26 protein-coding genes are annotated in these 26,490 nt (G+C 62.7%); 5 read left to right on the top strand and 21 right to left on the bottom strand.

What is annotated here, in order from left to right; all coding sequences use genetic code 11:
- Positions 1-5 precede the first annotated feature (5 nt).
- From ACFWAD_RS22900 to ACFWAD_RS22810, 19 genes are all read right to left on the bottom strand, one after another.
- Positions 6-542, bottom strand: a complete 537-nt coding sequence (locus ACFWAD_RS22900; RefSeq protein WP_378548040.1) for a hypothetical protein — start codon at positions 540-542, stop codon at positions 6-8.
- On the bottom strand, positions 509-1,828 hold the full coding sequence (locus ACFWAD_RS22895) for an MCE family protein (RefSeq protein WP_378548035.1): 1,320 nt from the start codon (positions 1,826-1,828) through the stop codon (positions 509-511). Before ACFWAD_RS22895 ends, ACFWAD_RS22900 begins: the two co-directional genes overlap by 34 nt.
- Positions 1,825-2,982 carry an MCE family protein gene (locus tag ACFWAD_RS22890; protein ID WP_378548032.1) on the bottom strand — a complete coding sequence of 386 codons (1,158 nt, stop codon included), beginning with the start codon at positions 2,980-2,982 and terminating at the stop codon, positions 1,825-1,827. Before ACFWAD_RS22890 ends, ACFWAD_RS22895 begins: the two co-directional genes overlap by 4 nt.
- Positions 2,979-4,241 (bottom strand): MCE family protein, encoded by a 1,263-nt coding sequence (locus ACFWAD_RS22885; protein ID WP_378548029.1) that lies wholly within the window; start codon positions 4,239-4,241, stop codon positions 2,979-2,981. Before ACFWAD_RS22885 ends, ACFWAD_RS22890 begins: the two co-directional genes overlap by 4 nt.
- On the bottom strand, positions 4,241-5,263 hold the full coding sequence (locus tag ACFWAD_RS22880) for an MCE family protein (protein WP_378548027.1): 1,023 nt from the start codon (positions 5,261-5,263) through the stop codon (positions 4,241-4,243). The genes ACFWAD_RS22885 and ACFWAD_RS22880 overlap by 1 nt, the downstream gene beginning before the upstream one ends.
- The gene (locus ACFWAD_RS22875) at positions 5,260-6,282 is read right to left on the bottom strand and encodes an MCE family protein (RefSeq protein ID WP_378548024.1); all 1,023 of its coding nucleotides are present in this window, start codon (positions 6,280-6,282) and stop codon (positions 5,260-5,262) included. Before ACFWAD_RS22875 ends, ACFWAD_RS22880 begins: the two co-directional genes overlap by 4 nt.
- Positions 6,279-7,448 (bottom strand): MCE family protein, encoded by a 1,170-nt coding sequence (locus ACFWAD_RS22870; RefSeq protein ID WP_378548021.1) that lies wholly within the window; start codon positions 7,446-7,448, stop codon positions 6,279-6,281. Before ACFWAD_RS22870 ends, ACFWAD_RS22875 begins: the two co-directional genes overlap by 4 nt.
- Positions 7,449-7,457: 9 nt before the next feature.
- A complete protein-coding gene (locus tag ACFWAD_RS22865) occupies positions 7,458-8,330 on the bottom strand; it encodes an MlaE family ABC transporter permease (protein WP_378548018.1) in 873 nt (290 codons plus the stop codon).
- Positions 8,327-9,100, bottom strand: a complete 774-nt coding sequence (locus ACFWAD_RS22860) for an ABC transporter permease (protein WP_283306798.1) — start codon at positions 9,098-9,100, stop codon at positions 8,327-8,329. The genes ACFWAD_RS22865 and ACFWAD_RS22860 overlap by 4 nt, the downstream gene beginning before the upstream one ends.
- Before the next feature lies 1 nt (position 9,101).
- On the bottom strand, positions 9,102-10,355 hold the full coding sequence (locus tag ACFWAD_RS22855; protein ID WP_378548015.1) for a cytochrome P450: 1,254 nt from the start codon (positions 10,353-10,355) through the stop codon (positions 9,102-9,104).
- Between the two features lie 54 nt (positions 10,356-10,409).
- On the bottom strand, positions 10,410-12,047 hold the full coding sequence (locus tag ACFWAD_RS22850; protein WP_378548012.1) for an acyl-CoA synthetase: 1,638 nt from the start codon (positions 12,045-12,047) through the stop codon (positions 10,410-10,412).
- Positions 12,048-12,073: 26 nt separating this feature from the next.
- Positions 12,074-13,321, bottom strand: a complete 1,248-nt coding sequence (locus tag ACFWAD_RS22845) for a hypothetical protein (protein WP_378548009.1) — start codon at positions 13,319-13,321, stop codon at positions 12,074-12,076.
- A 5-nt stretch (positions 13,322-13,326) separates the two neighbouring features.
- Entirely contained in the window at positions 13,327-13,878 is a 552-nt protein-coding gene (locus ACFWAD_RS22840) for a nuclear transport factor 2 family protein (protein WP_378449790.1), read from the bottom strand.
- A gap of 58 nt (positions 13,879-13,936) precedes the next feature.
- Complete coding sequence (locus ACFWAD_RS22835; RefSeq protein ID WP_378548006.1) at positions 13,937-14,128, bottom strand: ferredoxin; 192 nt, start codon at positions 14,126-14,128, stop codon at positions 13,937-13,939.
- 2 nt (positions 14,129-14,130) lie between these two features.
- The gene (locus tag ACFWAD_RS22830) at positions 14,131-15,525 is read right to left on the bottom strand and encodes a cytochrome P450 (RefSeq protein ID WP_378548003.1); all 1,395 of its coding nucleotides are present in this window, start codon (positions 15,523-15,525) and stop codon (positions 14,131-14,133) included.
- Positions 15,522-16,328 carry an SDR family oxidoreductase gene (locus ACFWAD_RS22825; protein WP_378539739.1) on the bottom strand — a complete coding sequence of 269 codons (807 nt, stop codon included), beginning with the start codon at positions 16,326-16,328 and terminating at the stop codon, positions 15,522-15,524. Before ACFWAD_RS22825 ends, ACFWAD_RS22830 begins: the two co-directional genes overlap by 4 nt.
- Complete coding sequence (locus ACFWAD_RS22820) at positions 16,328-17,533, bottom strand: cytochrome P450 (RefSeq protein ID WP_378548000.1); 1,206 nt, start codon at positions 17,531-17,533, stop codon at positions 16,328-16,330. The genes ACFWAD_RS22825 and ACFWAD_RS22820 overlap by 1 nt, the downstream gene beginning before the upstream one ends.
- The gene (locus tag ACFWAD_RS22815) at positions 17,530-18,135 is read right to left on the bottom strand and encodes a TetR/AcrR family transcriptional regulator (RefSeq protein WP_283306808.1); all 606 of its coding nucleotides are present in this window, start codon (positions 18,133-18,135) and stop codon (positions 17,530-17,532) included. The genes ACFWAD_RS22820 and ACFWAD_RS22815 overlap by 4 nt, the downstream gene beginning before the upstream one ends.
- Before the next feature lie 97 nt (positions 18,136-18,232).
- Positions 18,233-19,090, bottom strand: a complete 858-nt coding sequence (locus tag ACFWAD_RS22810) for a mycofactocin-coupled SDR family oxidoreductase (RefSeq protein WP_378547997.1) — start codon at positions 19,088-19,090, stop codon at positions 18,233-18,235.
- Positions 19,091-19,289: 199 nt separating this feature from the next.
- On the opposite strand from ACFWAD_RS22810, the gene ACFWAD_RS22805 reads away from it, so the two are divergent.
- Genes ACFWAD_RS22805 through ACFWAD_RS22785 form a run of 5 tightly spaced genes read left to right on the top strand, consistent with a single transcriptional unit; the run spans position 19,290 to position 24,483 of the window.
- Positions 19,290-20,756, top strand: coding sequence for an aldehyde dehydrogenase (locus ACFWAD_RS22805; RefSeq protein ID WP_378547994.1), 1,467 nt, complete (start codon positions 19,290-19,292; stop codon positions 20,754-20,756).
- Positions 20,757-20,807: 51 nt separating this feature from the next.
- Positions 20,808-21,557, top strand: a complete 750-nt coding sequence (locus ACFWAD_RS22800; protein ID WP_378449797.1) for an SDR family oxidoreductase — start codon at positions 20,808-20,810, stop codon at positions 21,555-21,557.
- A complete protein-coding gene (locus ACFWAD_RS22795; protein WP_378547991.1) occupies positions 21,554-22,504 on the top strand; it encodes an NAD(P)-dependent oxidoreductase in 951 nt (316 codons plus the stop codon). The genes ACFWAD_RS22800 and ACFWAD_RS22795 overlap by 4 nt, the downstream gene beginning before the upstream one ends.
- Entirely contained in the window at positions 22,501-22,962 is a 462-nt protein-coding gene (locus ACFWAD_RS22790; RefSeq protein ID WP_378547988.1) for a carboxymuconolactone decarboxylase family protein, read from the top strand. Before ACFWAD_RS22795 ends, ACFWAD_RS22790 begins: the two co-directional genes overlap by 4 nt.
- Before the next feature lie 54 nt (positions 22,963-23,016).
- On the top strand, positions 23,017-24,483 hold the full coding sequence (locus tag ACFWAD_RS22785; RefSeq protein WP_378547985.1) for an FAD-dependent oxidoreductase: 1,467 nt from the start codon (positions 23,017-23,019) through the stop codon (positions 24,481-24,483).
- Positions 24,484-24,494: 11 nt separating this feature from the next.
- Here ACFWAD_RS22785 and ACFWAD_RS22780 read toward each other — a convergent pair whose 3' ends face one another.
- Both ACFWAD_RS22780 and ACFWAD_RS22775 read right to left on the bottom strand, forming a co-directional pair.
- Positions 24,495-25,322 carry a helix-turn-helix domain-containing GNAT family N-acetyltransferase gene (locus tag ACFWAD_RS22780; protein WP_378547982.1) on the bottom strand — a complete coding sequence of 276 codons (828 nt, stop codon included), beginning with the start codon at positions 25,320-25,322 and terminating at the stop codon, positions 24,495-24,497.
- A gap of 101 nt (positions 25,323-25,423) precedes the next feature.
- A complete protein-coding gene (locus ACFWAD_RS22775) occupies positions 25,424-26,446 on the bottom strand; it encodes an alpha/beta hydrolase (protein ID WP_378547979.1) in 1,023 nt (340 codons plus the stop codon).
- Positions 26,447-26,490: the final 44 nt, after the last annotated feature.

Raw genomic sequence — 26,490 nt, 5'->3', positions numbered from 1 at the left:
GCGCTTCACGGCACGAACTCCACACTCGACATCAGTACCCGCCCGTCGACGTCCTCGACACCGACGCGCAGACGGTAGGTGCGCGCCGAAGACTCTCCCGCTGAATTGCCGACCTGAGCAGATGCCGCGATCAGCACCACCCCCGAGTTACCGGGTTCCGATGCCAAGGCTGCGGTGTCGACACGCCCGTCGGATTCGACGGCAAAATCACGGATGGACGCGACGAACGCAGATTCGCCGGACTTCAGTTCGTCGGCAAAGGTTCCCGTACTCAGCGACTGCAGCGTCTCGAGATCCTCGTCGACTGTGGCGGAGTGAACGTCGATCAGAGCGAGGGCTCCTGCGACCGCACCGTCGACGTACTCTTGACGCTGGGTCTCTCGCGCCCGGTCGGATCGAACTGCCAGAGCACCGAAGACGACAACTGCGCTCAGAGCCGCGAGTGCGATCCATGCCAGGGCAGTGAGAACACCGCGTTTCCCTCTGACCGGCTTCAGCACCTCGCCCCTCAGCGATTCGTCGGCGTCAGCAACTGTTGCCACGGCTCACCCTCCCCCGAATCGGAAGCAGCAGGAGCCAATTCCGTGTGTTGATAGTCGACTCCGTCTGGCCCCGTGTACAACTCGCCGGGCGCATTGGTTCCCGAGGGGACGTACGGATCTGGGCTCCGACAGATCTCCGGGCTCGGTGCTCGTTTACCCGGTACCTCCATACAGGGAATGTTCCGGGATCCACGAACTGCGAAGACCGAGTTCTGCGGAACTTTGCAGTACAAGTCGGCCGGGGTGTCCGGGACACTCATCTGGGTCGGGTCTCGTCGCTGATCGGCCGGAAGGTAGCCGGTCGAGCAGGCCGCAGGGTCCTGCGCCTGGAGGTGGAAGTTGACGTTCGCGGCGCCGTCCACCTGCCCGCGTTGGACAACGGTTTCCTGAGCGGCGACCAGTGGCGGCAGGATGACCAGTACCTGCTCCAACCCGGCGTTGTAGGTCAGGGCCACCTGAGCGGTGCTGGTGAAATTGGCAAGCAACACAGGCAAAGTGGGTTTCAGGCCTTGAAAGAGCAAGTCGGCCTCGGTCGCAAGGCCCGGTCCGGTCTCGAGGATGTTGCGCACGGAGCCGTCCGCGACCGCCAACTGCCCACTGAGCTGAGCGACACTGGACGCCCACTGGCGGATCTGGTCGCCCGTCACCACCTGGGTCTGAAGGAGCGGATCCAACTGCTGTACGAGCGTCGTGGCCGGGGATGTGGCAGCAGACATCTGATCGACGAACGAGGTGGTCGAATCCAGCAGCCGAGCCAGGTCCTCTCCCCTGCCACCGAACGCTGCCGCGGACTCGTCGATCACCGATCGCAACTTGTCCTGCGGTACCGATGCGAGCATCGCCCGCGCCTGATCGAGGACCGGTCCGATCTCGGTCGGGATCGTGACAGCGTCGGGGCCGATCACGTCTCCGTCGGCCAGAAAGGGTCCGTCAGCGGTACTCGGTTGCATGTCGACGTATTGCTCGCCGATGGCCGACACACTTCGCACCGCTACCGTCAGCTCGCGGGCGGGAACGGGAATCGCACTCTCCAAGGATAATTCGGCGCGCACAACTCCCGGAAAGAGACGCACCGACCTGACCTGACCTATGGTGTCGCCGCGGTACGTCACGTTCGCGTTGCGATAGAGACCGCCGGCGTCGGGCAGTTCGACTGTCACCGTATAGCGCCCGATTCCGAGCATCGTCGGAACTCTCAGATACGAGATCGCGGCCGCGCTCATGCCTATCACGGCGAGGATCGCGAAGATCGTCAATTGCCTTCGCACCAACTTCGTGAGAATCATCGTCCACCGCCCTGGGCGGTCTGCCCTGTGCCAAGTGGGCCGGTCTGCCCTGTGCCGAGTGGGCCGGGCTGCCATGTGCCCAGTGGGGCGGTCAAGGGATCTACCAGGATTCCGTTCTCCACGGGGGTTTGCGGCGCCCCGAACGGAGTGCCGAAGCCGAGCCCCGACTGGAGACGATTACTCGTGAGGTCGATCAGCGCCCACAGATTGGTGTAATCGCCGCGCATTCCGTCGTCGATGGTCGTCTGAGGGAAGGGAAAGGTACTCAGGTTGCCCAAATTGTTGATCAGGTCCGGCCCCGTTTCGACCACCTTCTGCAGCGTCGATTCCAAGGAGCTCAAATTGGCTTTCAGATCGTCGCGGGTCCGATCGACCAGATCGGTCCCGACGTCCCCGAACCTACCGACCGCATCGAGCGCGGTGGTCAGGCTCACGCGCTGGGCGCTCAGTTCCGCCAAGGCAGGATCGAGCGTCTCCAAGGCCTGACCGAGAACATCTCTCTGGGCCGTGATTTCACCGGCGAAGACGTCGAGATTCTCCATGGTCGTGACCATCGCATCACGTTGGCGGTCGAGTGTTTCGGTCACGGTATCCATCTGACTCAGTAGGTCGCGAGCCGCGTCGGTCCGTCCGCCGAGCGCCGTGTTCAGCTCCGTAGTGATGCTGTGAATCTGAGCGAGCCCGCCGCCGTTGAGGACCAATGACAGTGCCGTCAACGCTTCCTCGGTGGTGGGATAGACGCCGGCCGACGCGAGGGGGATCACCGATCCCTCCGACAACCGCCCTTCCGGCGCAACATCGGTAGGCGGCGCAAGCGCAACGTGTTTGGACCCGAGCAGGCTGGTTTGGCCGATCTTGGCGGTCGCATTGGCGGGCAGGGACACCGAACCGTCGAGTGCGACCGTCACCCGTGCGTGCCAGTTGTCGGTCTCGATCGCACTGATACTTCCGACCGTCACGTCGTTGACCATGACCGGAGAGTTGGGACTTATCGACGTGACGTCCGGCATCTCGATCACGACTGCGAAACTCCCCTCACCGCGTCCAGCCGCGCCTGGCAGCGATACCGAATTCAGCCCGCTCCATTGACAACCCGTCAGAACGAGCACGGCGCTCGCCGCCACACACACTGTTCCCCACCAGCGGGCAGTCATCGTGATCCTGTCGACGGCATGATCAGTCCGGTCAGACTCGACGCAACCGGTACCGTCGGAAAGCCCAAGGCGCCAGTCGGTTCCAGACCAGGCTCGCTGTACACCAATTGATCCGGAAGAGCGCCGAGCGCCCGGGTCGGATTGATGCTCAGGTCGGGATAGTTGGCCTTGATCGTGTTGAGCAACGGGCCGAGGTATTCGATGCACAAATCCGCGCCCTTCTTCGAGGTGTCGTTGGCCAGGCCGGCGATTCCGCCGCAGATCAAGTCGATCGGGTTGCCGACGTTCTGGAATGCGGGCACACCCACCATCGCTCCTTGGGCCGGCCGGTAGACGTTGTAGTAGTTCGACAATGCTGTCGGAGCCAGATGCAGTACCTTCTCGAGACCTGCGCGCTTGTCGACCAATACCTGGGACACGTCGGCCAACTTCGCGATCTGCTCCGTCAAGCCGGTTCGGTTCTGTTCGACGAACCGCTGTACGTCGACGACGGCGGCGTCCAGATCGGCGAGAGCCGGCGCCAATTGCGTCCGGCTCTCGGCGAGCACGCTGGAGACATTTGCCAGTCGCCCTTGGAACTGAACGATCTGTTCGTCGCTTGCGGCGAGTGCGGTCGTGAAGGTCTGCAGTCCGCGGATCGTGCCGAACAGGTCGGCGCCGCCTTCGTCGAGCGTGCTCATCGCCTCCGAGAGTTCGGTCACCGAGCGTCCCAGAGCTTCACCATTGCCCGCGAGTGCAGATCCGGCACCGTCCAGGAAGTTGGCGGCAGGCCCCCGATCGAATCCGTTCGGGCCCAATGCATCCGCGGCCCGGCCCAACTGTTCCTTGATCTGGTCCCATTCCACCGGGACGGCCGTGCGGTCGAGCCCGATCTCCGCCCCGTCGGCCAACGCGTCGCCGCCGTCCGTCACCGCCGGCGTCAACTGCACGAAGCGAGCCGAGACCAGAGACTGCGCGACGATCACCGCCTGCGCGTCTCTGGCCACCGGAACCTCGCGTGCCAGTGTCAGTTCGACGCGCATCCGGTCTCCTTGCGGGGTGATGCCGGTGACGTGACCGACGTCGACTCCCACGACACGAACGTCGTCGCCGACGTACAGTCCCGTCGTCGAGGTGAAGTATGCCGTCACGTTGTAGTAGCGCACGTGTTGCAGCACAACGTATCCCGATACGACGATGATCACGACGCCGATGATCCCTGCGCCGACGGCGGCGATTCGGCGCCACTTCGACGACAGACGAACGTGTGCTGCACCCATCACTTGACCTCCGGAATCGGTAGCGGCGCAGGCGGAAGCCCGAACATTGCGTTGATCAAGGGTTGGGTGTATTGAGCCGGCACCAGGTTCTGGACGTACGCGTAGTAGAAGGGCCCACTGGCCACGGTGTCACCGAGCGTGCCCACGTACGTGCCGAGACCGTCGATTCCTTGGGAGAGGTTGTCCTTGTTGTTCTGCAGAATGCCGACAACCGTGTCGAGTTTGACGAGGACCGGTTGCAATTGCGCCTCGTTGTCGTGCACGAGTCCGCTCAGCTCGGTCGACAATGCCGAGATGTTCGTGATCACTTCCCCCAGCGCCGCCTGTCGCCGATCCAGTTCACCCAACAGGGCGTTGCCGTCGACGAGTAGTGCATTGACCTGTGGTCCACGTTCGGCCAGCGTCCCGGCGACGTCGTTTGCATCGGACAACAAGCCGCGCAACATCTCGTCCCGTCGATTGACACTGTCGGAGATCCGCGCGACACCGTCGAGTGCCGGCCGCAGATTCGGCGCACTGGCCCCCATCACCTGCCCCACCGCGTCGAGCGATTCGGAGAGCTGGTCGAGATCGATGTCCTCCACGGTCGTGGTGAGATCGCCGAGTACGTCGGGCAGCGAATACGCCGATCTCGTTCGCTCGACCGGGATCTCGCCGCCGACCGCGATCCTTCCCACACCGTCCACATCGAGTGAGACAGCCCGCTTGCCCAGGAGGGACATCGTGGTGATCGCCGCAGACGTGCTTTCCCCCAGAGCGATCGACCCGTCCAGTGTGAAGTCCACGCGCGCGAGTCCGTTCTCGACCTCGATCCGGTCCACCGTCCCGATCTTCACGCCTGCGGCATTGACCTCATCTCCCTGAGCCAGGCCGCCGGCGTCGGCGAACACCGCGCTGTATCCGACGCCTGATTTCAAGAACTGGAGGTTCTGATACTGCAACGACGCCAGTACGACGGCTGCCGTGACGACCAATCCCACGACGCCCACTCGTACTGCCTGGTTCTGTGCCATCTCTCTCATCGGGGCGCACACCTTCCGGTCGTCTGGTCCACCAAATCGACAGTGAGCGGTGTGCCGTCTGCCCCGTCGACTTTCAGCGCGATACCGCAGAGATAGAAATTGAAGAACGATCCGTACGAACCCACTCGGATCAACTGCCTGTAGTTCGACGGCATCGATGCGAGAATCCGATCGAGCTCACTCTGCTGGTCGATCAGCGGAGTCAGGCTTGCATCCAGTTTCGACAGGTTCCCGGCGATGTCCGGGCGAACTCCGGCGAGGAGATCGGCGAAGGTGCCTGATGCGGTGTTCACACTCTCGACGGCAGTCCCGATCATCTCCCGGTCCGCCGCGAGCCCGCTGACCAGCTGTTGTAGGTGATCGAGAGTGTCACTGAACTGACCACCGCGGCTGCGCAATTCGCTGAGCACACCGTCGAGGTTGCCGATCACTCGACCGATCAGTTGGTCGCGGTCTGCGAGAGTGTTCGTAATCGATCCGGTGTGCGCCAGCACCGATGCCACAGTTCCGGACTGGCCTTGAAACACCTCGAGCAAGGACATCGACAACGCGTTGACCTGCTCCGGGTCCAGGGCTTGAAACAGCGGCTTGAAACCACCGAGTAGCGCATCGAGGTCGAGTGCCGGTGCGGTGCGATCGACGGGGATGCTCTCGCCCTCCGGTTGCGGTTCCGCGATCCCCGGATCGTCGAGCAATTCGAGGTATCGATTACCCACCAGATCCTGATATCGAACAGCGGCTCTGGTCGATACGGTCACGGTGTCACCCGTATCCACACTGAAACTCACGTGGGCACGGTGATTCCCACCGAATTCGACGGAGCCGACAGAACCGACCGGCACACCGGCGATGCGTACCTTGTCGCCCGCTCTGAGCCCGGAGGCGTTGACGAACTCCGCCGAGTACGACTTGGCGTCGCCGCCCCGCATTTGGCCGAACACGAGGATCAGCCCGGCGTTGACGAGGATCATCACCAGGACGAAGAGCCCGAACTTGACGGTGTACCCACGAACTTTCATCGGATCTCCGTCCCGAACAGATAGCTCATCAGGTCCGGGACCGTGTTCATCGGCTGCCCACCATTCGGTTGACGCTCTGGCGCAAACGGATTCACCCCGGTGTCGGTCACCAGGTACGGCGCGTTGACGTTCGGATCACGCAAAGGGAGACCCATACACTGCGGACCGCCGGTAGCCGCCACCTTGGGCAGGTCGTCGGGATAGCGGTACGGTTCGGTTCCGGCAATCAGACCTATCGACATCTTGATGCCCGGTTGACCGTTGTAGGCGCCGTCGCCGATCCGCTTGCTCTCCTGCAGACCGTGGAACATACAGGGAATCACCGGGGAGTATTCCTCGAGCAGAGCGGTCGTCGGACGTAGCAGGGAAAGAACGGTGTCGACGCCGTCGGCGTTGGCTCCCAGTACGTCCTCGCCGGTGCGGGCCAGCCCGATCACATTGAGCAGGAGTAGGTCGAGATTCTCCTGCTCGTCGAGAACAGTGGTGCCCGTGGTCGTGAGCGAGTCGAGGGTGTCCAAGAGGTCGAGAACAGCGTCGCGGTAGGTCTGCGTGACGGTCGGCAGGTCGGTCAGTACGTGATCGAGCGCCTCACGTGCAGTGTTGAATTCGGCCAATGACGTATCAGCTAGTTCGAGTGCGACACCGAGGCGCTCGCCACGTCCTTGGAGGGCGGTCGAAAGTGCTCCCAATGTCGAATCGAGCTTGCCCGGATCCACCGTCCTGAGCACGGTGGTCAGTTTCTCGAACACGGTGTTCAACTCGACGGTCGCCCGGGATGCGTCGATTGTCGCCCCGGCGGCAAGTCGCGCACTACTCGGCTGCTCCGGCGAGGACAGGCTGACGAACTTCGCGCCGAAGGCCGTGTTCGACGTGATCGCCACATCCACGTTTGACGGAATCGACTCGAGCGCTTCGGGATCGATCGACAACGACAGTTGCGCGGTGGCGTCGTCAGTCGGCGTGATGGACTCCACCGAGCCCACAGTCACCCCGGCCATCTTCACCCGCGCGCCCGGATCCATCACGAGCCCCGCGCGCTCCGCGATCACCGTGATCGGGACGCGAGCGACAAACACCTGGTTGAAAGACGCGACCGACAAAGCGATGACCCCGACGATCGCCGCAGCCAAGCCCAGAGCAGCCAACTTGTAGCCGTATCTGTGCACGCAGTCCCCCTAACCGGACAGATTGAAGTTGCCGGAACCGCCGTAGAGCGCGAGTGAGACGAGCAGGGTCACCGCCACGACGCAGATCAGCGAGAGCCGAACCCCGCGGCCCACTGCAGTTCCCACGCCCGACGGTCCCCCGGACGCGTTGTATCCGTAGTACGTGTGGATCAGCATCACCAGTAGTGCCATCACGAGCACTTGAACGAAGGACCATGCGACGTCGACCGGATCGAGAAACGTCGTGAAGTAGTGGTCGTAGAGGCCGGACGACTGACCGAACAGTACGACTGTGGTGAACCTTCCGGCCAGAAAAGATCCTACGAGCGCCAGGGAGTACAACGGCAGAATCGCCAGCATCCCCGCAGTGACGCGTGTGCTGACGACGTACGGCACCGAACTGATCGCCATCGATTCGAGGGCGTCGATCTCCTCGCTGATGCGCATGGCACCGATCTGTGCGGTCGAACCTGCGCCGATCGTGGCGGACAAACCGATTCCCGCGATGACCGGCGCGGCGATACGCACGTTGATGAATGCCGAGAAGAAACCGGTCAGCGCTTCGACTCCGATGTTGCCCAACGAGCTGAAACCCTGAATCGCTATGGTGCCGCCCGAGGCGAGAGTCAAGAATCCCACGACTGCGACGGTGCCGCCGATCACCGCCAAAGCGCCTGTGCCCATACTGATCTCGGCTACCAGTCTCAACACTTCTTTCGGGTGCTTGCGAATGGCCCACGGGATGTGAGCGATGGCGCGCGCGAAGAAGACAGCTTGTCTCCCGACGTCGTCGATCGAGCGCGACGTCCGGGCCACCTGCGCGCGCGTGCGTCCGAACTTGCCGATCTGTGCAAGCGAGTCCGACAAGGTCACCGGGGTCACCCCGCCGTCAATCGGATGCCGACCGCGGTGACGATGGTGTTGACCACGAACAACGCCATGAACGCATACACCACCGTTTCGTTCACGGCCTCCCCCACACCTTTCGGCCCACCCCGTACCGACAGTCCGCGATAACAGGCCACCAATCCCGCGAGCATCCCGAACAATGCGGCTTTGACCATCGACAACGCCACCTCGGGCAGACCTGTCAGCAACGTGATTCCCTCGACGAACGCGCCGGGGTTGACGCCCTGGAGAAACACCGAGAAGGCGTAGCCCCCGGCAATACCGATGACGCAGACCAGTCCGTTGAGCAGCAAAGCCACCACGGTCGACGCGACCACCCGCGGAATCACCAGCCGATTGATCGGATCGATCCCGAGCACCTCCATGGCGTCGATCTCTTCGCGAATTGTTCTCGATCCCAGATCGGCGGCGATGGCTGTCGCGCCGGCGCCTGCCACGATCAGCACTGTCACCACCGGACCGACCTGGGTCACGGCGCCGAGCGCGGCCCCGGCGCCGCTGAGGTCGGCGGCGCCGATCTCACGGAGCAGGATGTTGAGCGTGAAACTCACCAGAACCGTGAACGGCACGGCCACCAACACCGTCGGCACGATCGACACCCTGGCGATCATCCAACTCTGCTCGAGAAACTCCTGCACCTGAAAGCGGGTGCGGAACAAGCCCACTGCAACATCGGCGCCCATCCGGTAGAACTGGCCGAGTTCGCGCATCGGGCCGGCAAGTGAAACTTTTCCGCTGTACATGTCAATGCCCCGAAGGACACGACGTGGAGTTGCCGTAATCGACCTTGAATTCCTTGATTCCGTTGAGCCATCCGGACGACAACCGGCTCGGATCGCCGAGTTTGCTGATGTCGGGCATGTGATTGGCGATCTTGCCGAAGATCAGGTCGACCTCCATTCTGGCCAGGTTGGCGCCCACGCAGTAGTGGGGTCCGGTTCCCCCGAATGCGAGGTGCGGGTTCGGATCTCGGGTGATGTCGAAGACGTCGGGGTTCTCGAACACGGTCTCGTCGAAGTTGGCCGAGCCGTAGAGCAGTACGACGCGCTGCCCCTTCGCGATCGCAGTGCCGGAGATCTGTGTGTCCACCACTGCTGTCCGCTGCATCGACGTGAGCGGCGAAGCCCAGCGGATGATCTCGTCCGCAGCGGTGCGCGGACGTTCACGCTTGTACAGCTCCCACTGATCCGGATGTTCGAGAAACGCCATCATGCCGAGCGTCGTGGCGTTGCGCGTCGTTTCGTTGCCGGCGACAGCCAACATGATGACGAAGAAACCGAACTGTTCCGGGGTGAGTTTCTGTCCGTCGATGTCGGCATGCACCAAACGGGAGATGATGTCGTCGAGCGGTTCCTCCCGTCTCGCCTCAGCCAGTTGATAGGCGTAGCCCAAGATCTGCGCCGACGCCATCCGGGACTCGCCGGCGAGCGACTCGTCGTCGTAGCCCGTCATCTGATTCGACCATTCGTAGAGCTGACGACGCCCGTCCTGCGGTACACCGATCAACTCCGAAATCGCCTGCATGGGTAACTCACTGGCGACCTGGCTGACAAAATCACCGCTGCCTTCCGCTACGGCGGCCGACGTGATGGCCTCCGCGCGCGCTTCGAGGCCGGCTCGCATCGCTTCCACCGACCGCGGAGTGAACAAGCGCGCCACCAACTTGCGCAACTGCGTGTGCTCGGGGGCGTCCTTGTTGATCAGAACGTGTTTGGTTGCCTCCAACTCCTCAGCGGAGATGTTGTCCTCGTGGCGCGGAATACAACCGTTGACGTTGCTGGAGAACTCCTCGCTGCGCAACGAGACGTCACGAACGTCTGCGTGTCGAGAGACCACCCAACAACCACCGTCATGGAATCCGCCGGTGCCCGGTTCCTGCGCGTTCCACCAGACCGGAGCGCACCGTCGTAGTTCGGCGAATTCGGCAAGCGGGACGCGCTCGCCGTACAGCTGGGGGTCGGTCACGTCGAACCCGTCGGGAAGGTCGATCTCACGCATTGCAGATGCTCCTTTACGGATGGGTAACGGGGTGCCGGGTGCGGCGTGCGAGCGCTAGTCGATCCGGTGGGCAGGGTCTCGGCTCTGCGAGAACTCCTTTGCCCACCGGTAGTCCGGTTTACCGCTCGGCGCTCGAACAACGTCGTCGGCGATCCAGAAGGAACGCGGGATCTTGTAGCCGGCGAGATGGCTGCGCGAGTGCTTCTCGATGGATTCGAAATCCGGTTCCACACCGTCGCGGATGCGAAGCACAGCCGCCACCCGATTGCCCCACCGCTCGTCGGCAACACCGATCACCGTCGCGTCGTAGATGTCGGGATGGGCCTTCACCACTGCTTCGACTTCTTCCACGAAGACCTTCTCGCCGCCGGTGTTGACCACCATGTTTCCCCGTCCGAGGAGGGTGACCGAGCCGTCGTCCTCGATCCGTGCCCGGTCTCCGGTCACCACTGCCCGTGCGCCGTTCACCTCGCGGAATATCTCGGCCGACTTCACCGGATCCTTGTAGTAGCCGAGAGGAACGTTACCGAGTTTCGCCAGCCATCCTTCGCCGCCCGAGCCCGGCTCCAACACTCGGTTGTCGTCGTCGACGACGACAGTGAATCTGTTGGCTCCCACCTTGGGGCCTCCGCGCTGCTCGAGGCCCTTGGTTGCGAATCCGATTCCGCCGAAGCCTGTTTCGGAGGAACCGACCGAATCGGAGATCATCAGATTCGGAAATACGTCGAAGAACGCGTCTTTGACCGAACCGGAGAAGAGTGCAGCGCCGGACGCGAGTACAGCCAGGCTCGACGCATCAGGTTGCAATTCGCGATGGGCTTCGACCAGTGGACGACCCATGGCATCACCGGTGATGACAATGACCTGCGGCCGATATTCGGCGACGACCCGCCAGACGTGTGCGGCATCGAATTTGGGTTCGAAGATGACGGTGTTGCCCGAGAACAGCGCGTTGAACGTCGGCATCAACGCGGACGTGTGGATAAGCGGTGGAAGCATGCACCACCGCATGGGTTCGGCTGCCGCTGCGCCACCACGCGACTGTTGGTACTCGTCGGCGATCGGCTCTCCCGAATAGAAGTCGTAGCCGCCGGCCAACACCCGCCAGATGTCTTCCTGACGCCAGACGACGCCTTTCGGTCGTCCGGTGGTTCCGCCCGTGTAGAGAACGTAGACGTCGTCGCCGGAACGCTCTGGAAATGCGTGTTCACCTGTACGAAGCGGGGATTGGTCACCGAGGGCATCGCCGTACGCCACTGCCCTCGGAACCGACGGTTCATTCCCGAGAGCGAGTTCGTCGGGCACCTCGACGACGTGCTTCACCCGCACTGTGGACACCAAGGCTTCGGCGACTCGTTCGGCGAAACCACGATGGAAAACCAACGCCTCGAGATCCGCGTTCTCGTACAGATAGACCAATTCGTCGCTCGTGTAGCGGTAGTTCACCGTAATGGGAACCCCGCGGATCTTGAAAGCCGCGAGGACTGCGACCATCGCCTCGATCGAGTTGTGCAGGTGAATGCCGATGTGCGAACCGACACCCAACCCGACGGACTGGAAGTAGTGCGCCAATTGGTTCGCCCGCTCGTCGAGCTCACGGTAAGTCACCTCCTCACCGGACACGATCAGCGCGAGGCGATCGGGCATCGCGTCGACAGAATGCTCGAACAGGTCTGCGAACGTGTAAGCCATTGGATGAGTCCTTCGGGTTCGGTCACTCAGACGACGAAGAGAGGCAAGGGAATTCCGCGATCTTCGAATACGAAGGCCGCGCCGGTACTGACCTTCGTGATGGCTACTTCGACGCATTCCGGAGCCGGCGCTTCGGTCATGTCCACGGCCAGAAGGAGTCCCGCGGCATCTTCGGCCACCACTCTCACGGTGAAGTGCGGATTCACTCCGCGAACCAACGCCTGGAGGGCATCGAGATGCCCGCTGCCGAGCAAGGTCGGCCAACCGCCGTCGCGGTCGACAAGACCTTCTCGCGAGATCCACAGCTCCAGAGCATCGCCGTCGGGTCGAATCTCACTCTCCACGTACTGCTTCGGACTGAGCAAGGGGTGCACGGACAGGACCAACGCCAGCGATTCCAGAGTCGAAGGAAGGCCGAGCGCATCTCGGATGCGCTGTGCAGCCACTCCTGCGATTCCCGTGAGTTGCTTGCGAGTGATCTCGCGCGCCTTGTCCTCACTGGCACGACGGCGAACCGCGGCCAGAAATCCCAACGCCAACAAGTGATGCTGCACGCAGATCTCCTCTGCGATACGAACCAAGGCCGAACGTGAGAAGTCGGAGAACCTCAGGTCCGACAACAACGGCCCCGAATAGTCCGACCTACCTTCCCCGCCGTGATCGATCGGGCTCAGCACGACCGTCACCGCTTCACTGCGTCCGATCTGCTCGGTGTGTGCAGTCATCACGGGAGGAGTGTGTGACGGGTCGATGACAACGGTCCAGGCGCAGTGCGGATGTCGGTCTGCGGGTCTGCGCGGTGGTCGGTGAATCGGGCGGATCTGGGCGTGCGGGTTGGTCGCGATGGCAGTCGCATCAAAGGTCGGGTCCTCGATGTCGTGGCACATCGAAGTGACGAACTCGTCTCCCAACGGTTCGACGTCCATGAGCGCTCCGCAATGATCGAGCCAGAATTCACCGTGCAGCGGATCGTCGACCCGGTATCGAAAGTCCATGAACTGTGGCGGCGCGCCGATGTCGAGTTGCAGCCCTTTGAAAATGGTCACGACGTCGTCGCCCTCGTATCCGAGGGCCTTCTGCATGCGGCGGGTGTACCAGGGACTGGCCGATTCCCATTCCTCGACGGCCACCTGCGCCATTCCTTCGCGGCCGAACTCGACGATCAGATGTGCCATGCCCGAGCGGTCGATGAGTTGCCCGCACAGGAGCAACTCGGGCACCAGCACGGCAAGGTCGCGCTGCGAGAGTGCCTCGAAGGAATCGCGCACCGACATCGGACTCACCACAGCGGAACCGGCGCGGTTCCCACGCGATACCAACCCGGTAGGGGGTCGCCCGAGATCGATCGCTGGATCCGCCCCTGCATCCCCTTCGAGAGTGCGTTGTTGCCGATCATCTCCATGAACAGTGCCGACACGTTCCCGAAGTCGAAGAAGTCACGCTGCCAGGACCATTGGAAATCTCCGCCGTAGCGGAACCAACTTCCGCCGATACCGTAGACGGAGTAATTGCTCCCGTCCTCACGCTTGGCGTCGGAAATCTGCTTCCACAAACCGATGACGTTGCCGCTTCGATCGTCGATGACGAAGTCTTGATACGGGTACTCCCAGCCTTCGAGGCCTTTCATCTCGAGTCCGAGCGCGACTTCGCGAATTTCCTCTCGCCCCACCGCCATGAAATCCTGCTTGGGGCCATAGTTCCACCCGTACGTGGCGTCCTCGGTGTACATGTCCGCCAACGGCTTCCAATCGCCGGCCGCTTCGGCCTTCTTGTTCGCCTCGATCCAGCGTTGGACCATCTCGTCGAGCTCTGCGCGGTCGAAACCGGTCATCTGAACTTCCTCCCTCGAGTACGTGAATTCGCTGCAATCAGTCGACAATCCGCTGCAATCAGTCGACAATTCTCAGTGCGCCGGTCGGGCAATACCTGACTGCCATCTCGGCTTCACCGCGGAGCGACTCAGGTGGGTCGGAGTCCAGAAGACTGACCTTCCCTCGCTTCGGAACAACGAAGATCTCCGGTGCTTCCAGTTCGCATGCCGCATGGCCTTGACACAGGTCGAAATCGACTTCGACGTGCATGATCACCCCTCGCTCCCGGGACTCGTTCGGCGCCGGTACCTCACCGCGCACGGCTGCTGCAGCTGGACGACCATCTTGCTGTGATCGTTTCGGTAGGACTGCGACGGTTGCGCCATCTCGAACTCGTAGTCCCGCAGCAAGATCGAGAAGATCGCCTTGAGCTGCATCTGGGCGAATGCGGCGCCGACGCAGCGATGCCGGCCGGCTCCGAACGGAATCCACGTCCAGCGGTTGACGATGTCCTCTTGATTCGGGTCGATGTACCTGCCGGGATCGAAAGTGTCCGGACGCGGGAAGTCCTCGGCGATTCGATTGGAGATCGCGGGTGTCGCGGCGACAAGGTGGCCTTCCCTGATCTCGAAGCCGCCCACTTCGAAATCTCCACGCGCCACTCGTAACAGGATGATCAACGGCGGATGCAGTCGAAGGGTTTCCTTGACCACTGCCTCGAGAACCGGAATCTGTCGCAAAGCATGGAAACTGATGTCAGCGCCGTCGGAGTACAGATTGTCGAGTTCCTCGACCACGTCCGACATGGTGTCCGGATGCCGCAACATCTCGATCAGCGACCACGCTGCCGTGCCGGAAGTCGTATGGTGGCCGGCGAACATCATCGAGATGAAGATGCCGGTGATCTCGTCGGCACTGAACCGGAGGTCGCCGTTCTCGTCCTTGACCGAAACCAACACGTCCAACATGTCACGGTCCTCCTTGCCCTGTGGAGGATTCGCGATCCGGCCGTTCATGATCTCCTGCACCAGAGCGACCAACGCCAACCGGGCCTCGTCGCGTCGGCGGAAGCTCTCGATCGGCGCGTACGGATCCACGAAAGCCAAAGCATCCGTGCCTTGTTCGAGCTCGTGATACAGCTTGGCGAAGCTATCGTCGAGTTCGTCGCGGAACTTCTTGCCGATCAGGCACGCCGACGAGGTGTAAATGGTCAGCTCGGCGAAGAAGTCCAGCAGATCGATCTCACCTTCGTCTCCCCACTGCGCGACCATCGCCTCGACCTCGCGGCCGATCGTGGCGGCGTGCCCACGCATCTGCTCACCGCGCAGTGCCGAGTTGTGCAGCATCTCCTTACGCCGCTCCGGGCTGGCATCGAAGACCACGCCCTCACCGAAGATCGGCTTCATGAACGGGTACGCAGCTTGCTGGTCGAGATCTTCGTCAGTGGAACGGAAGAAGAACTCGTTCGCCTCCGCTCCCGACAACAAGATCACGGTGCGGTCGGCAAGTCGAAAGGCACCGACGTCACCGCACTCTTCGCGCACCCTGCGCATCAGCGCAATCGGGTCGGTTCTCAGTTCCTCGAGATGCCCGTGCGGGAGGTCCCCACCGGACACCCGCGGTGGCTCGGGCAGTGTTCGCGACGTCTCCTGCACTCCGTGCGTCATGTCGTCTCCTGTGAGTTCGCAGTGGGAAGTTTGTCCAGTGGTGCCTCGGGCTGAACTTCGACGAGCACGATGTGAGCCCCGCGCGGCGCCGACACGACGGCGACGATGGCATTGGCGATGTCCGAGGCACGCAGAAAGTAGCCGTGGCGGGCAAACCCCCACTTACTCCACGATTCCCCGACCGGCCCGATGATCTCCGGTGTCGTGTCCATCCCCATGCCGGTCAGTGTCGGCCCTGGCCGCACGATCGACGCGCGAATACCTGTTCCCTCCAGTTCCATTCGCATCTGACGTCCCATGGCTTCGAGTCCGGCTTTGGCTGCGTCGTAAGCGCCCATGAGCGGCCGCTGGCGTTCAGCGCAGTCGGAGCCGATCAGGACGAAGTCACCACGCTGACGTTGACGCATACCGGGGAGAACGCGGTGCGCCAATCGCTGCGCACCAACGAGGTGGACTTGGATCTGCCGGAGAAACGCCTCCGGATCCATCTCGTCCGCGGCGCCGAATTCGAGGTCACCGGCACCGGAGACGACGATCTCGGTGGGACCGTGCACCGCCTCCGCTGCCGCGACGAATCCGTCGACCGAATCTCCGTCAGTGACGTCGAGGAAGTGTGCGTAGGCCTCGCCGCCGTTACTGCGGATCTTCTCGGCAATGGCCTCGCACTCTGCAAGTCGACGCGCACCGAGGGCAACGGGGTGGCCGAGTTCGGCCAGGGCATACGCGGTAGCGGTACCGATTCCCGACGACGCACCACTGATCAGTGCGGGCCGGCGAGCCGGGTTGGGTTCGAAACGAGGCATCAGCGCACCTGCACTTTCACGGGTAGGGCCGCAAAGCCCCGGACATTCGTCGAATGGACACGTTCGATTCCGGACTCGTCGACCTCGTAGCTGCTGACCCGACGGCCGAATTCTGCGAGGGCGATCTTGGCTTCGAGCTTTGCGAGGTGGGCGCCGAGGCAAAAGTGAACGCCGCCACCGAAACTGGCAAGCTTGCCGGACGAGCTTCGACCGATCTGGAAGCTGTCCGCGTCTTCGAACACGTCCGCATCACGATTGGCCGAACCGATCAGGAGCAATACCTTCTCTCCCGCGGGAATGGTACGCCCGTGATATTCGAGGTCGACGACACTCGTTCTCGCCACGATCTGGCTCGACGTGTCGTAGCGGAGGGTCTCTTCCACCCACTCCGAGGCTCGTTCGGGATCGTCGAGCACGGGGGTGATCTGTGCGCGGTGGTGCGAGCCCCAGTACAACGCGTTTCCGAGAAGCTTGGTCGTGGTTTCGTTTCCCGCCACCACCATCAAGAACATGAACCCGAGGATCTCCTGATCCGAGAGCTTGTCTCCGTCGATCTCGGCGTCGAGCAACGCCGAGGTCAGATCGTCCGTCCGCGCGCGCCGACGCTGCGCGATCATGTCCTTGTAGTAGCCCATCAGGCTGATCGAGGCTTCCACCGCTGGTTGCGGGACGTCGAGGACACCCGCCTCCCGATGTACCACCAGGTCCGCCTTACGCCGCAGTTCGGCTCGATCGGGTTCGGGGACTCCCATGAGCTCGGAGATGACGTCCATCGGCAGCTTTCCCGCCACCTCAGTGATCCAGTCGAACTCCGCTGCGCCCAGCGCAGGTATCAGGTGTTGCTTCGTCAGTTCGAGTATCCGTCCGTCGAGTTCCGCGACCCGTCGCGGTGTGAATCCGCGAGAGACCAACTGGCGCAACCGCATATGGCGAGGGTCGTCCATCGCGAGGAACGACATCACATAGTGTGCGTGTGGCCCGTATGCCGCGGGATCGAGAGACACACCGTTTGCGCTCGACAGGCGTTTGTTGTCCTTGAACCCCTCGACCACGTCCGTGTACCGCGACAACGCCCAGAAGCCCACGTCCGGATTGTGATAGAGCGGGGATTCCTCGCGCAGACGCTTGTACGTCGGATACGGGTCGTCGTGGAAGTGGTAGTCGTACGGATTGAAGACCACCGGATCGATCAAAGCTTCTGTCATGATTTCTCCAGGATCAGTAGTGCGGATGCCTCGAGGCGTCCGGCAATTTGCGCGTAGGTTCCGTACCCGATACCTGCGCGCAGAAGCGCTCCCGCATAGAGCATTTCGAGCGCTTCCAGCACTTCGGGCTCGCCATTCGGATCCAGTGCCGAGGCGAGTCTGCGGTGGATCTCGAACCCGATCCGGCCGCGGAGATGCTCCACTTCCGGATCGGTGCCGAGCAGGGCGTTGGTCACGGCTGCAGACACCTCCGGTTCGTCCGCGAGAAGCAGTGCGATGTTGCGAAGCACAGACAGCACGTGCGCGGTGCGATCCAGTCCGGCACCGTCGGGCGCCGACGACCCCTGAAGTCTTCTCCAGAAGACCTCGGCGACCAGATGCTCCTTGGACGCGAAGTACGTGTAGGCGGTGGCAGTTCCCACGCCGGCCTCGGCCGCAACCGAACGGATACTCAGACCGGAAAACTCTTGTTCGCGTAACACTTTCACGGTCGCCTCGGCCAGTCTGGCTACCGTCTCCGCCTGTTTGCCCGTGAGGCGCCGACGGGTGGATTCGTAGACAACCGATCCCCCGCCACTTCGCTCGCCCCGTTTGCTGGACACGTGTCTGGACGTTACTACAGCGTCGTGTCCAGGGCAACGAAACGGCGAAACTCCGAAAATTCACCGCCGACAGGCAGCAGCAAGGCGAAAAGTTTTACTACAGACCGATCTTCATCCCGGCACCGGCGTCGACGCGCAGTTGCTGACCAGTCACGAAACGCGACTCGTCGGAGGACAGGTACACGACTGCATGCGAGATGTCTGCGGGCTCGACCCACGGAGTCGGCATCGCCTGCATGAACGGGAACGTCACTGCCGCATCCTCGGCGGTCGGATTCTCGAGATCAGGACGGAACGTCCGGTACATCGGCATGCTCTGCAACATGTCGGTGTTCACGTTGGTCGGGTGAATCGCGTTGACTCGAATGGAGCTCGGCCCGAGGGTCAGCGCCAACGAACTGGTGTAGGCCTGAATCAGCTTCTTGGCCAGGCCGTATCCGTCTCCTCCCGGACCCTGGAGCGCCTGCTGACCGTTGAATCCGGTCTGCGGCACCAGGCCGGCGACAGATCCGATCGCGATGATCGAACCCCCTTCGCCGAGATACTCCATCGACGCGTGCACTGTGTTGACGACACCGAGAAAGTTCACGTCGAACGCGTCGACAAAACCTGCGGTGGACACATGCTTGCCGAGCGGACAGATACCGGCATTCGCAACGACGACATGCAGTCCGCCCAATTGGCTCACCGCCTCCGCCAGGGCCGTTTCGAGTCCGGCGCGATCGCGGACGTCGACCCGGGCCGCCACCACCTGCTGCCCGGTCTCTTTCACCAGTCGAGCCGTCTCCTCGAGATCGGCAGGACTGGCGAGTGGATACTCGTTGCTGGCGATGTCGGCACACAGGTCGAAGGCGATGACATGCGCGCCCTCGTGTGCCAGGTGAACGGCATGACTGCGCCCCTGACCTCGCGCAGCTCCGGTCACCAGCACCACTTTTCCGTCAACTCTGTTCATCCGATTACTCCTCTGCGGGTATGGACGGTGTGGTGAACCGTAGCGGCGCCTCACCGGACGTGAGGCGCTTTTCGTCGAGGCCGATCCACCGACTTTCGAACAACTTGGCTCGAAATCTCTTATGCCCCAAAACCCATTGCCTCAATCCGAAGTGTGAACTAGAGTCCAGACACATGTCCAGAAAGAGAGGGCTCGCGCTATGACGCTTCGACCCGCAGAAAGTTCTGCACTTCTCGTCGACGGAAAGCTGATTCCCGGATCGGGCGGAACTTTCGAAGTTTTCAATCCGGCAACAGAGGAACTGATCGGCCGCGCTGCCGAAGGCACCGCCGCGGACATGGATGCGGCCATCGCCGCCGCACGCCGTGCCTTCGACGGCACCGAGTGGGCACGTGATCACGCTTTTCGCGCTCGCTGCCTGCGCCAACTGTGTGAGGCACTCCAGTCCCACATCGAAGAACTACGTGAAATCACCGTTGCCGAGGTGGGCGCGCCCGTCATGCTGACGAGCGGCCCACAACTCGAGGGCCCGATCGAAGATCTTCGCTACTGGGCCGACCTGATCGAATCCTATGCGTGGGAACAAGATCTCGGCCACGCGTCACCCATGGGCATACCCACCCATCGCCGATTGCTCAAGGAAGCAGTTGGCGTCGTAGGTGCGATCACACCGTGGAACTTCCCGCACCAGATCAATTTCGCCAAGCTCGGTCCCGCCCTCGCAGCCGGCAACACCATCGTTCTCAAACCCGCACCGGACACACCCTGGTGCGCTGCGTTGGTCGCCAAGGTGATCGCCGAAGAAACCGAGATCCCCGCGGGAGTCGTCAACGTAGTGACGTCCACGGATCATTCACTCGGCGCACAATTGTGCAGCGACCCGCGGGTCGATCTGGTGTCCTTCACCGGTTCCACCGCCACCGGACGCGCGGTCATGGCCTCTGCCGCCCAGACACTCAAGAAGGTCTTCCTCGAACTCGGGGGCAAGTCGGCATTCATCGTCCTCGACGATGCGGACATCAAGGGTGCATGCTCGGTTGCAGCGTTCTCCGTCTCTGTTCACGCGGGTCAGGGCTGCGCGCTCAGTACCAGGCTACTGGTGCCGCGCAGTCGGTACGACGATGCACTTGCTGCGGCGTCCACAGCGATGGCCGGTATTCGGGCAGGTGACCCCAGCGCCCGCGGAACGGTGTGCGGTCCGGTCATCTCGGCGCGCCAGCGCGAGAGGGTGGAGAGCTACCTCGCGCTCGCGGTCGACGAGGGCGGCACGATCGTGACGGGTGGAGGCCGTCCCGACGATCCCGAGAGGGGCTTCTTCGTCGAGCCCACTCTCATTGCGGGGCTGGACAACTCGTCTCGCGTAGCGCAGGAGGAGATTTTCGGTCCTGTTCTCGTGATCCTTCCGTACGACAGCGACGACGACGCCATCCGGATCGCCAACGATTCGCCCTACGGACTGTCCGGGTCGGTGTGGGGCACCGATCCCGATCGCATCGCGCACGTCGTGGCGGGTGTCAGAACCGGAACGCTGAGCGTCAACGGCGGGGTCTGGTACTCGGCCGATGCACCGTTCGGTGGCTACAAACAATCCGGGATCGGCCGCGAAATGGGTCTCGCAGGTTTCGAGGAATACCTCGAAACCAAGCTCGTCGCCTCACCTTCCTGACATTCACACCGCCACCATCACCGCAGATCATCACCACGAAAGTAGGTCGACATGGGACGTTTCGACGGTCGCACTGCGATAGTCACCGGCGCGGCGCAGGGCATCGGGGAGGCATACGCTCGCGCGTTGGCCACCGAGGGCGCCAACGTGGTGATCGCCGACCTCAATCGCGAACTCGGCGAAGCTGTAGCAAAACAGATCACCGCGGACGGTGGGCGCGCGGTGTTCAAGGATGTCGATGTTGCCGACGGGGAATCGACTGCAGCACTTGCCGAGTTCACTATCGAGCAGTTCGGAAGCATCGAGCATCTGGTGAACAACGCTGCCATCTACGGCGGAATGAAGATCGATTCCCTCTTGACCGTCGACTGGGACTACTACCGAAAGTTCATGAGCGTCAACATGGACGGCGCATTGCAGGTGTGCCGCGCCGTCGTACCTCACATGCGGGAGAAGGGTGGCTCGATCGTCAACCAGTCCTCCACGGCAGCCTGGTTGTACTCGAACTACTACGGACTCGCGAAAGCCGGGGTCAACAGCCTGACGCAACAACTCGCGACCGAACTCGGCTGGTCGAACATCCGCATCAACGCCATAGCTCCCGGTCCCATCGACACCGAGGCGACTCGAACCGTCACCCCCGGCAACATCGTCAAGGACATGGTCAAGCGAATCCCGTTGCAGCGCATGGGAACACCGGATGATCTCGTCGGCATGTGCCTGTTCCTCCTCTCGGACGACGCAGGCTGGGTGACCGGGCAGATCTTCAACGTCGACGGCGGGCAGGTGTACCGGTCGTGACGGAATCCGCTTCTGAGCCCCGCTCGCCGAAACCCAGCTCTTCGAAACCCCGTCTGGGGTACATCGGTCTGGGCAACATGGGTGCGCCCATGGCGACGCGCCTCCTGGACTGGCCGGGAGGGCTCGTGGTGTGTGATGCCCGCCCCGAAGCGCTCGAGCCGTTCACCACCGCGGGTGCAGGCGCAGCATCGACGCCCGCCGAGGTGGCTGCGCGCGCGAGCATCATCTCCGTCACGGTCCTCGACGACGCGCAGGTCTGCGACGTCGTCGACGGGCCGCACGGGATTCTGACGACTGCACGGCCGGGGACCGTCGTCGCGATTCACTCGACCATCTCGGACACCACGGCGGTGGAACTCGCTCGTATCTGCGAGGTGCGTGGTGTTCTGCTGATCGACGCGCCGATCAGCGGCGGTGCGGGCGGTGCCGCCCAGGGCAGATTGGCGGTGATGATCGGTGGATCGGAGGAGGCGTTCGAGGCCGTCCGTGAGCCATTCGGATCCTGGGCCGAACTGGTGGTTCATGCCGGTGATGTCGGCGCAGGAACTCGAATGAAGCTCGCACGTAACCTTCTTCATTTCGTCTCGTTCACCGCCACGACCGAAGCTGCGCGACTCGCCGAGGCTGCAGGACTGAATCTCCGCACGCTCGGAAAGGTCGTCAGGCATACCGATGCCATCACCGGTGGCGCCGGCGCGATCATGCTTCGCGACACCACCGCACCGGTCTCGGAGGATGATCCGTGGTTCTCGATACTGCAGCACGTTCGCAATCTCGGGGAGAAGGACTTGGCCTTGGCCATCGACCTCGGTGACCGGCTGGAACTCGAACTGCCGCTCGCGCACCTTGCACTCTCCGGACTCGGCGTCGGACTCGGCGTCGATCACGGGGATGGAAACGGGGACGGCGAACCTTCACCGGCATCTACGACACGGGAGCACGCATGACCGACACCACCCACATGACCGACACCAGCGGACCCGACGGAAACCGCATCTCCGAGACCCGCGCTCGCGGCGTCGCGAAGATGAACGAGGTGTACGGCTGGGAACTCCCCGCTGATGTTCCCGGCGATTTCTTCGCGGTGACCGCCGACCATCTCTTCGCCGACATCTGGACACGACCGGGGCTGACGGTGCGTGATCGCCGACTGCTGCTGATCGGCGCCATCACCGCCCAGGGGCAGAGCGACGTCGCAAAGATCCAGATCAACGCTGCTCTCCACAACGAAGAGTTAACCGAGCAGCAGTTCGAAGAGGCCGCGATCTTTTTGTGCCACTACGTCGGCTGGCCGCTGGCCACCGGCCTCAACAACGCGCTGATCGCCGTGAAGGCCGACCGACGCAAAGCCGCACGCGCCAAGGAAAAGGCTGCCGCGGATTCCGCGAAAACGGACACCGACTGAACCGTCGATCGAGATACTGCAATCAACTTACCGAAGAACGAAGGACCCGAATCCATGGCCGAGGCCAGCTCAATCCGTCCGCAGTCCGCAGCAAGCATCGAACAGTGGCACTTCGAGGCTGACGTTGTCGTCGCCGGCTACGGCATCGCCGGAGTAAGCGCGTCGATCGAGGCGGCCCGCGCGGGTGCCGAAGTGCTGGTGCTCGAACGCACGAGTGGATGGGGCGGCGCCGCGGCGTTGGCCGGCGGATTCATCTATCTGGGCGGCGGAACCCCGTTGCAGCAGGCACTCGGGTTCGAGGATTCCCCCGCGAACATGAAGTCGTTCATGATGGCCGCGCTCGGTCCCGGCGCGGACGAGGAGAAGATCACCGACTACTGCGAAGGCAGCGTCGAACACTACAACTGGCTCGTCGACAACGGTGTGCCGTTCAAGGAAAGTTTCTACGGCCAACCGGGTTGGGAAACGCCTTTCGACGACGGGCTCATGTATTCCGGCGGCGAGAACTCGGCACCGTTCAACACGATCGCGACACCGGCCCCTCGCGGTCACGTTCCGCAGATGAGCGGCAAACGCACCGGAGAGAAAGGCGGCGGCTTCATGTTGATGAAGCCGTTGATCGAGACAGCCGAAAGCCTGGGCGTACGAGCTGAATACGACATGCGGGTACAACGCTTGGTCGTCGACGGCGATCGAGTCGTCGGCATCATCGCCAAGCAGTACGGTAAAGAAGTGGCGGTCCGAGCACGCACGGGCGTCATACTGGCTACGGGAAGCTTCGCCTACAACGAATCGATGATCCAGTCGTACGCGCCAAGACTGATCGGCCGGCCCGGCGCAGCGATCGAGGAGCATGACGGCAAGGCGATCCAGATGGCGCAGGCTCTGGGCGCCGACCTCGCGCACATGGACGCAACCGAGGTCGCATTCTTCGGTGACCCCCAGTTGATGATCCGCGGCATACTTGTCAACGGACGCGGCCAGCGCTACGTCAACGAGGACACGTACCCAGGAAGGATCGGGCAGGAAACGTTGCTACGCAACGAGAATCAGGCCTACTTGATCATCGACGAGGTTTCCTACGAAGAAGGTTGCGCCGCAGACAGTTCCACACCGTTCTTCAGGTTCCAGCCCAAGTGGGTGGCCGAAACCGTCGAGGAACTCGAATCCGACATGGGTCTGCCGGCGGGCACGCTGCAGTCGACCGTGGAGGTCTACAACCGCCACGCAGCCCGCGGTGAAGACCCGGTTCTCGGCAAGAAGAAGGAGTGGGTCAAGCCGATCGGCTCGCCCGTCGCGGCGCTCGATCTTCGCAACTTCACCGCCGGATTCACACTCGGCGGTCTGCGCACATCGATCAACTCGGAGGTCCTGCACGTCTCGGGCGAGCCGATACCCGGGCTTTTTGCCGCCGGCCGCTGCACTGCCGGAGTCTGCGCCGGCGGTTATGCGTCAGGCACGTCCCTCGGTGACGGCAGCTTCTACGGTCGACGCGCCGGAATCAGCGCCGCCAAGGGCTGAGCGCCTGTTTCTCAAATGTCAGCGACAGCATCCTCGCTGCGACGTTCGAGGAACAAAGTGTCACGCCACCGCCCACCCAGTTGAGCGATACGCGACCGAGTCCCGACTATTCGGAACCCGACGGCCTGGTGCAGCGCGACACTCGCACGGTTTTCCGGGAAGATCGACGACTGTACGGTCCAGATCTCGCTGGCGTCGGCGGCCTGCACCTGTTGGCGAAGCAGCAGCTTGCCGACCCCGCGACCGCGAGCACCACTGCCGACGTAAATGGAGTTCTCGGCGACCCCGCGGTAGCAGTCACGCGAGGACACCGGGCTCAGGCTCGCCCAGCCTTCGACGCGTCCGTCGATCTCTGCGACCCATCGATGATCAGGCAACCATTGAGCGTCGAGCTTCTCGGCGGATGGCACCGACGTGGTGAAGGTCGCGGTTCCGGTGTCGATTCCCTCGCGGTAGATCGACCGCACGGCGTCCCAGTCACCCGAGTCCATGCGGCGCAGAACTACATCGGAGGGAAGCAGCCCCAAGGTGTCTCTGACCGGACCGCGCGCGGCTACGACGGCGGCCGCTGCCATCAGATCTGAGTACGCGGTTCCGGCGACACTGACAACCGAGTTGCCTTCGTGCATCGTCACCTCGACGAAGCCGACCTCGCTCAACGCCTCGAGGTGAGCACCCAGGGCGGACGCTTCGAGTGATGCAGCGCGTGCAATCTCGTCGACCTCTACCGGGCCGGCAGCTGCAAGTCGAAGCACTCGCAACCGCGTCGGATCACCCAGACACGCAAACCTGCGCGCAAGTACATCGGTGTCGAGGGGCGCGAGTGTATCTGAACTCATCTGGCGACTATAACGCCGCTGACCTGCAGTTCGGGCGGCCAGGTTCGGAGACTGGCGCCGAAGTGAGAAACAACTCAGCCACCGACCCTCGGGTACGCCGGCTAACGTGCACCGATCGACTCGGCAATCACCGGCCACGAGTTGTGAAGATCGTCCTGCCAATAACCCCAGGAGTGCGTGCCCGTTGCCCGGAAATCGTAGGTGGCGGGGATGCCCAGGGAGTCGAGCCGCTCGGCCAGACGATGGGTGCACTGGTTAGTCCCGGCCTCGATGACTCCGCCCACGATCACCTGGTTGGCCAGAACGCCCGGATCACCGTTGACCATCGGTCCACCCAGGTTCTCGTGTGGACCCGGCAGCCCCGTTCCGTTGCTGATGTAGAGATCGATGCCTCGCAATCTCTCGGCGTTGACCACCGGATCGTTGGCCACCCACCCCGGACCACCGACGGGACCCCACATGTTGTCGACGTTGCCGCCGCGGAATCCGACCACGAATCTCACGTAGTCCTGACCCGGCTGAGTACTCGTCTCGGCGCAACCGCTGAAGGCACCGACCGCACGGTAAACCGTCGGCGCGGCCTCGGCCAGACTCAGAACCGACGTACCGGCCATCGACAATCCGGCGACGGCGTTCGCACCCGTCGTACCGAGTGTGGCATCGACGATCGGCGGCAACTCCTGGGTGAGGAACGTGGTCCACTTGTTCAGTCCCAGAACAGGATCAGGCTTCTCCCAGTCTGTGTAATAGCTGTATGCACCGCCGATGGGATTCACGACGTTGACGTTCTTGTCGCCGAAGAAGTCGACGACGTCTGTCCGTGTCTGCCACGTAGCCGTGTCCTCGCCGCCACCGGCGCCGTTGAGCAGATAGAGAGTCGGCCTCGGCGCACTGGTGTCTGCCGGCCGAATCACCTCGAGTGGGATCACCTTGTCCATTGCAGCCGAGTAGACGTACATGGTCAGTTGACGTGCGTTGATCTGCTCGACGTGATCGAGAGCTGATCCGTCTGAAGGCAATGTCCGCGCCTGATCTGCCGAAGCCAGCGCTGCTTCACCGAACAATCCTGTCCAGGCGACGAGGGCGACGACAAGTACCGCCCGAGTGCGTCCGATCCTTCTCATTGCCGCTCCTCGTGCTCGATCGCGGTGCCCGGCAACAGCTTGGT

The sequence above is a fragment of the Rhodococcus sp. NPDC059969 genome (genome assembly GCF_042738325.1).
In the GTDB taxonomy this organism is placed as follows: Bacteria; Actinomycetota; Actinomycetes; order Mycobacteriales; family Mycobacteriaceae; genus Rhodococcus_F.
This window is presented reverse-complemented; position numbering and strand designations above follow the sequence as displayed.

Bases quoted from the DNA above. Each gene is read 5' to 3' on its own strand.
- ACFWAD_RS22895 (WP_378548035.1), bottom strand. From the start codon at position 1,828: ATGATTCTCACGAAGTTGGTGCGAAGGCAATTGACGATCTTCGCGATC.
- ACFWAD_RS22890 (WP_378548032.1), bottom strand. From the start codon at position 2,982: ATGACTGCCCGCTGGTGGGGAACAGTGTGTGTGGCGGCGAGCGCCGTG.
- ACFWAD_RS22885 (WP_378548029.1), bottom strand. From the start codon at position 4,241: ATGGGTGCAGCACACGTTCGTCTGTCGTCGAAGTGGCGCCGAATCGCC.
- ACFWAD_RS22880 (WP_378548027.1), bottom strand. From the start codon at position 5,263: ATGAGAGAGATGGCACAGAACCAGGCAGTACGAGTGGGCGTCGTGGGA.
- ACFWAD_RS22875 (WP_378548024.1), bottom strand. From the start codon at position 6,282: ATGAAAGTTCGTGGGTACACCGTCAAGTTCGGGCTCTTCGTCCTGGTG.
- ACFWAD_RS22860 (WP_283306798.1), bottom strand. From the start codon at position 9,100: ATGTACAGCGGAAAAGTTTCACTTGCCGGCCCGATGCGCGAACTCGGC.
- ACFWAD_RS22855 (WP_378548015.1), bottom strand. From the start codon at position 10,355: ATGCGTGAGATCGACCTTCCCGACGGGTTCGACGTGACCGACCCCCAG.
- ACFWAD_RS22850 (WP_378548012.1), bottom strand. From the start codon at position 12,047: ATGGCTTACACGTTCGCAGACCTGTTCGAGCATTCTGTCGACGCGATG.
- ACFWAD_RS22845 (WP_378548009.1), bottom strand. From the start codon at position 13,321: ATGTCGGTGCGCGATTCCTTCGAGGCACTCTCGCAGCGCGACCTTGCC.
- ACFWAD_RS22840 (WP_378449790.1), bottom strand. From the start codon at position 13,878: ATGACCGGTTTCGACCGCGCAGAGCTCGACGAGATGGTCCAACGCTGG.
- ACFWAD_RS22835 (WP_378548006.1), bottom strand. From the start codon at position 14,128: ATGCACGTCGAAGTCGATTTCGACCTGTGTCAAGGCCATGCGGCATGC.
- ACFWAD_RS22830 (WP_378548003.1), bottom strand. From the start codon at position 15,525: ATGACGCACGGAGTGCAGGAGACGTCGCGAACACTGCCCGAGCCACCG.
- ACFWAD_RS22825 (WP_378539739.1), bottom strand. From the start codon at position 16,328: ATGCCTCGTTTCGAACCCAACCCGGCTCGCCGGCCCGCACTGATCAGT.
- ACFWAD_RS22820 (WP_378548000.1), bottom strand. From the start codon at position 17,533: ATGACAGAAGCTTTGATCGATCCGGTGGTCTTCAATCCGTACGACTAC.
- ACFWAD_RS22810 (WP_378547997.1), bottom strand. From the start codon at position 19,090: ATGAACAGAGTTGACGGAAAAGTGGTGCTGGTGACCGGAGCTGCGCGA.
- ACFWAD_RS22805 (WP_378547994.1), top strand. From the start codon at position 19,290: ATGACGCTTCGACCCGCAGAAAGTTCTGCACTTCTCGTCGACGGAAAG.
- ACFWAD_RS22800 (WP_378449797.1), top strand. From the start codon at position 20,808: ATGGGACGTTTCGACGGTCGCACTGCGATAGTCACCGGCGCGGCGCAG.
- ACFWAD_RS22790 (WP_378547988.1), top strand. From the start codon at position 22,501: ATGACCGACACCACCCACATGACCGACACCAGCGGACCCGACGGAAAC.
- ACFWAD_RS22785 (WP_378547985.1), top strand. From the start codon at position 23,017: ATGGCCGAGGCCAGCTCAATCCGTCCGCAGTCCGCAGCAAGCATCGAA.
- ACFWAD_RS22780 (WP_378547982.1), bottom strand. From the start codon at position 25,322: ATGAGTTCAGATACACTCGCGCCCCTCGACACCGATGTACTTGCGCGC.
- ACFWAD_RS22775 (WP_378547979.1), bottom strand. From the start codon at position 26,446: ATGAGAAGGATCGGACGCACTCGGGCGGTACTTGTCGTCGCCCTCGTC.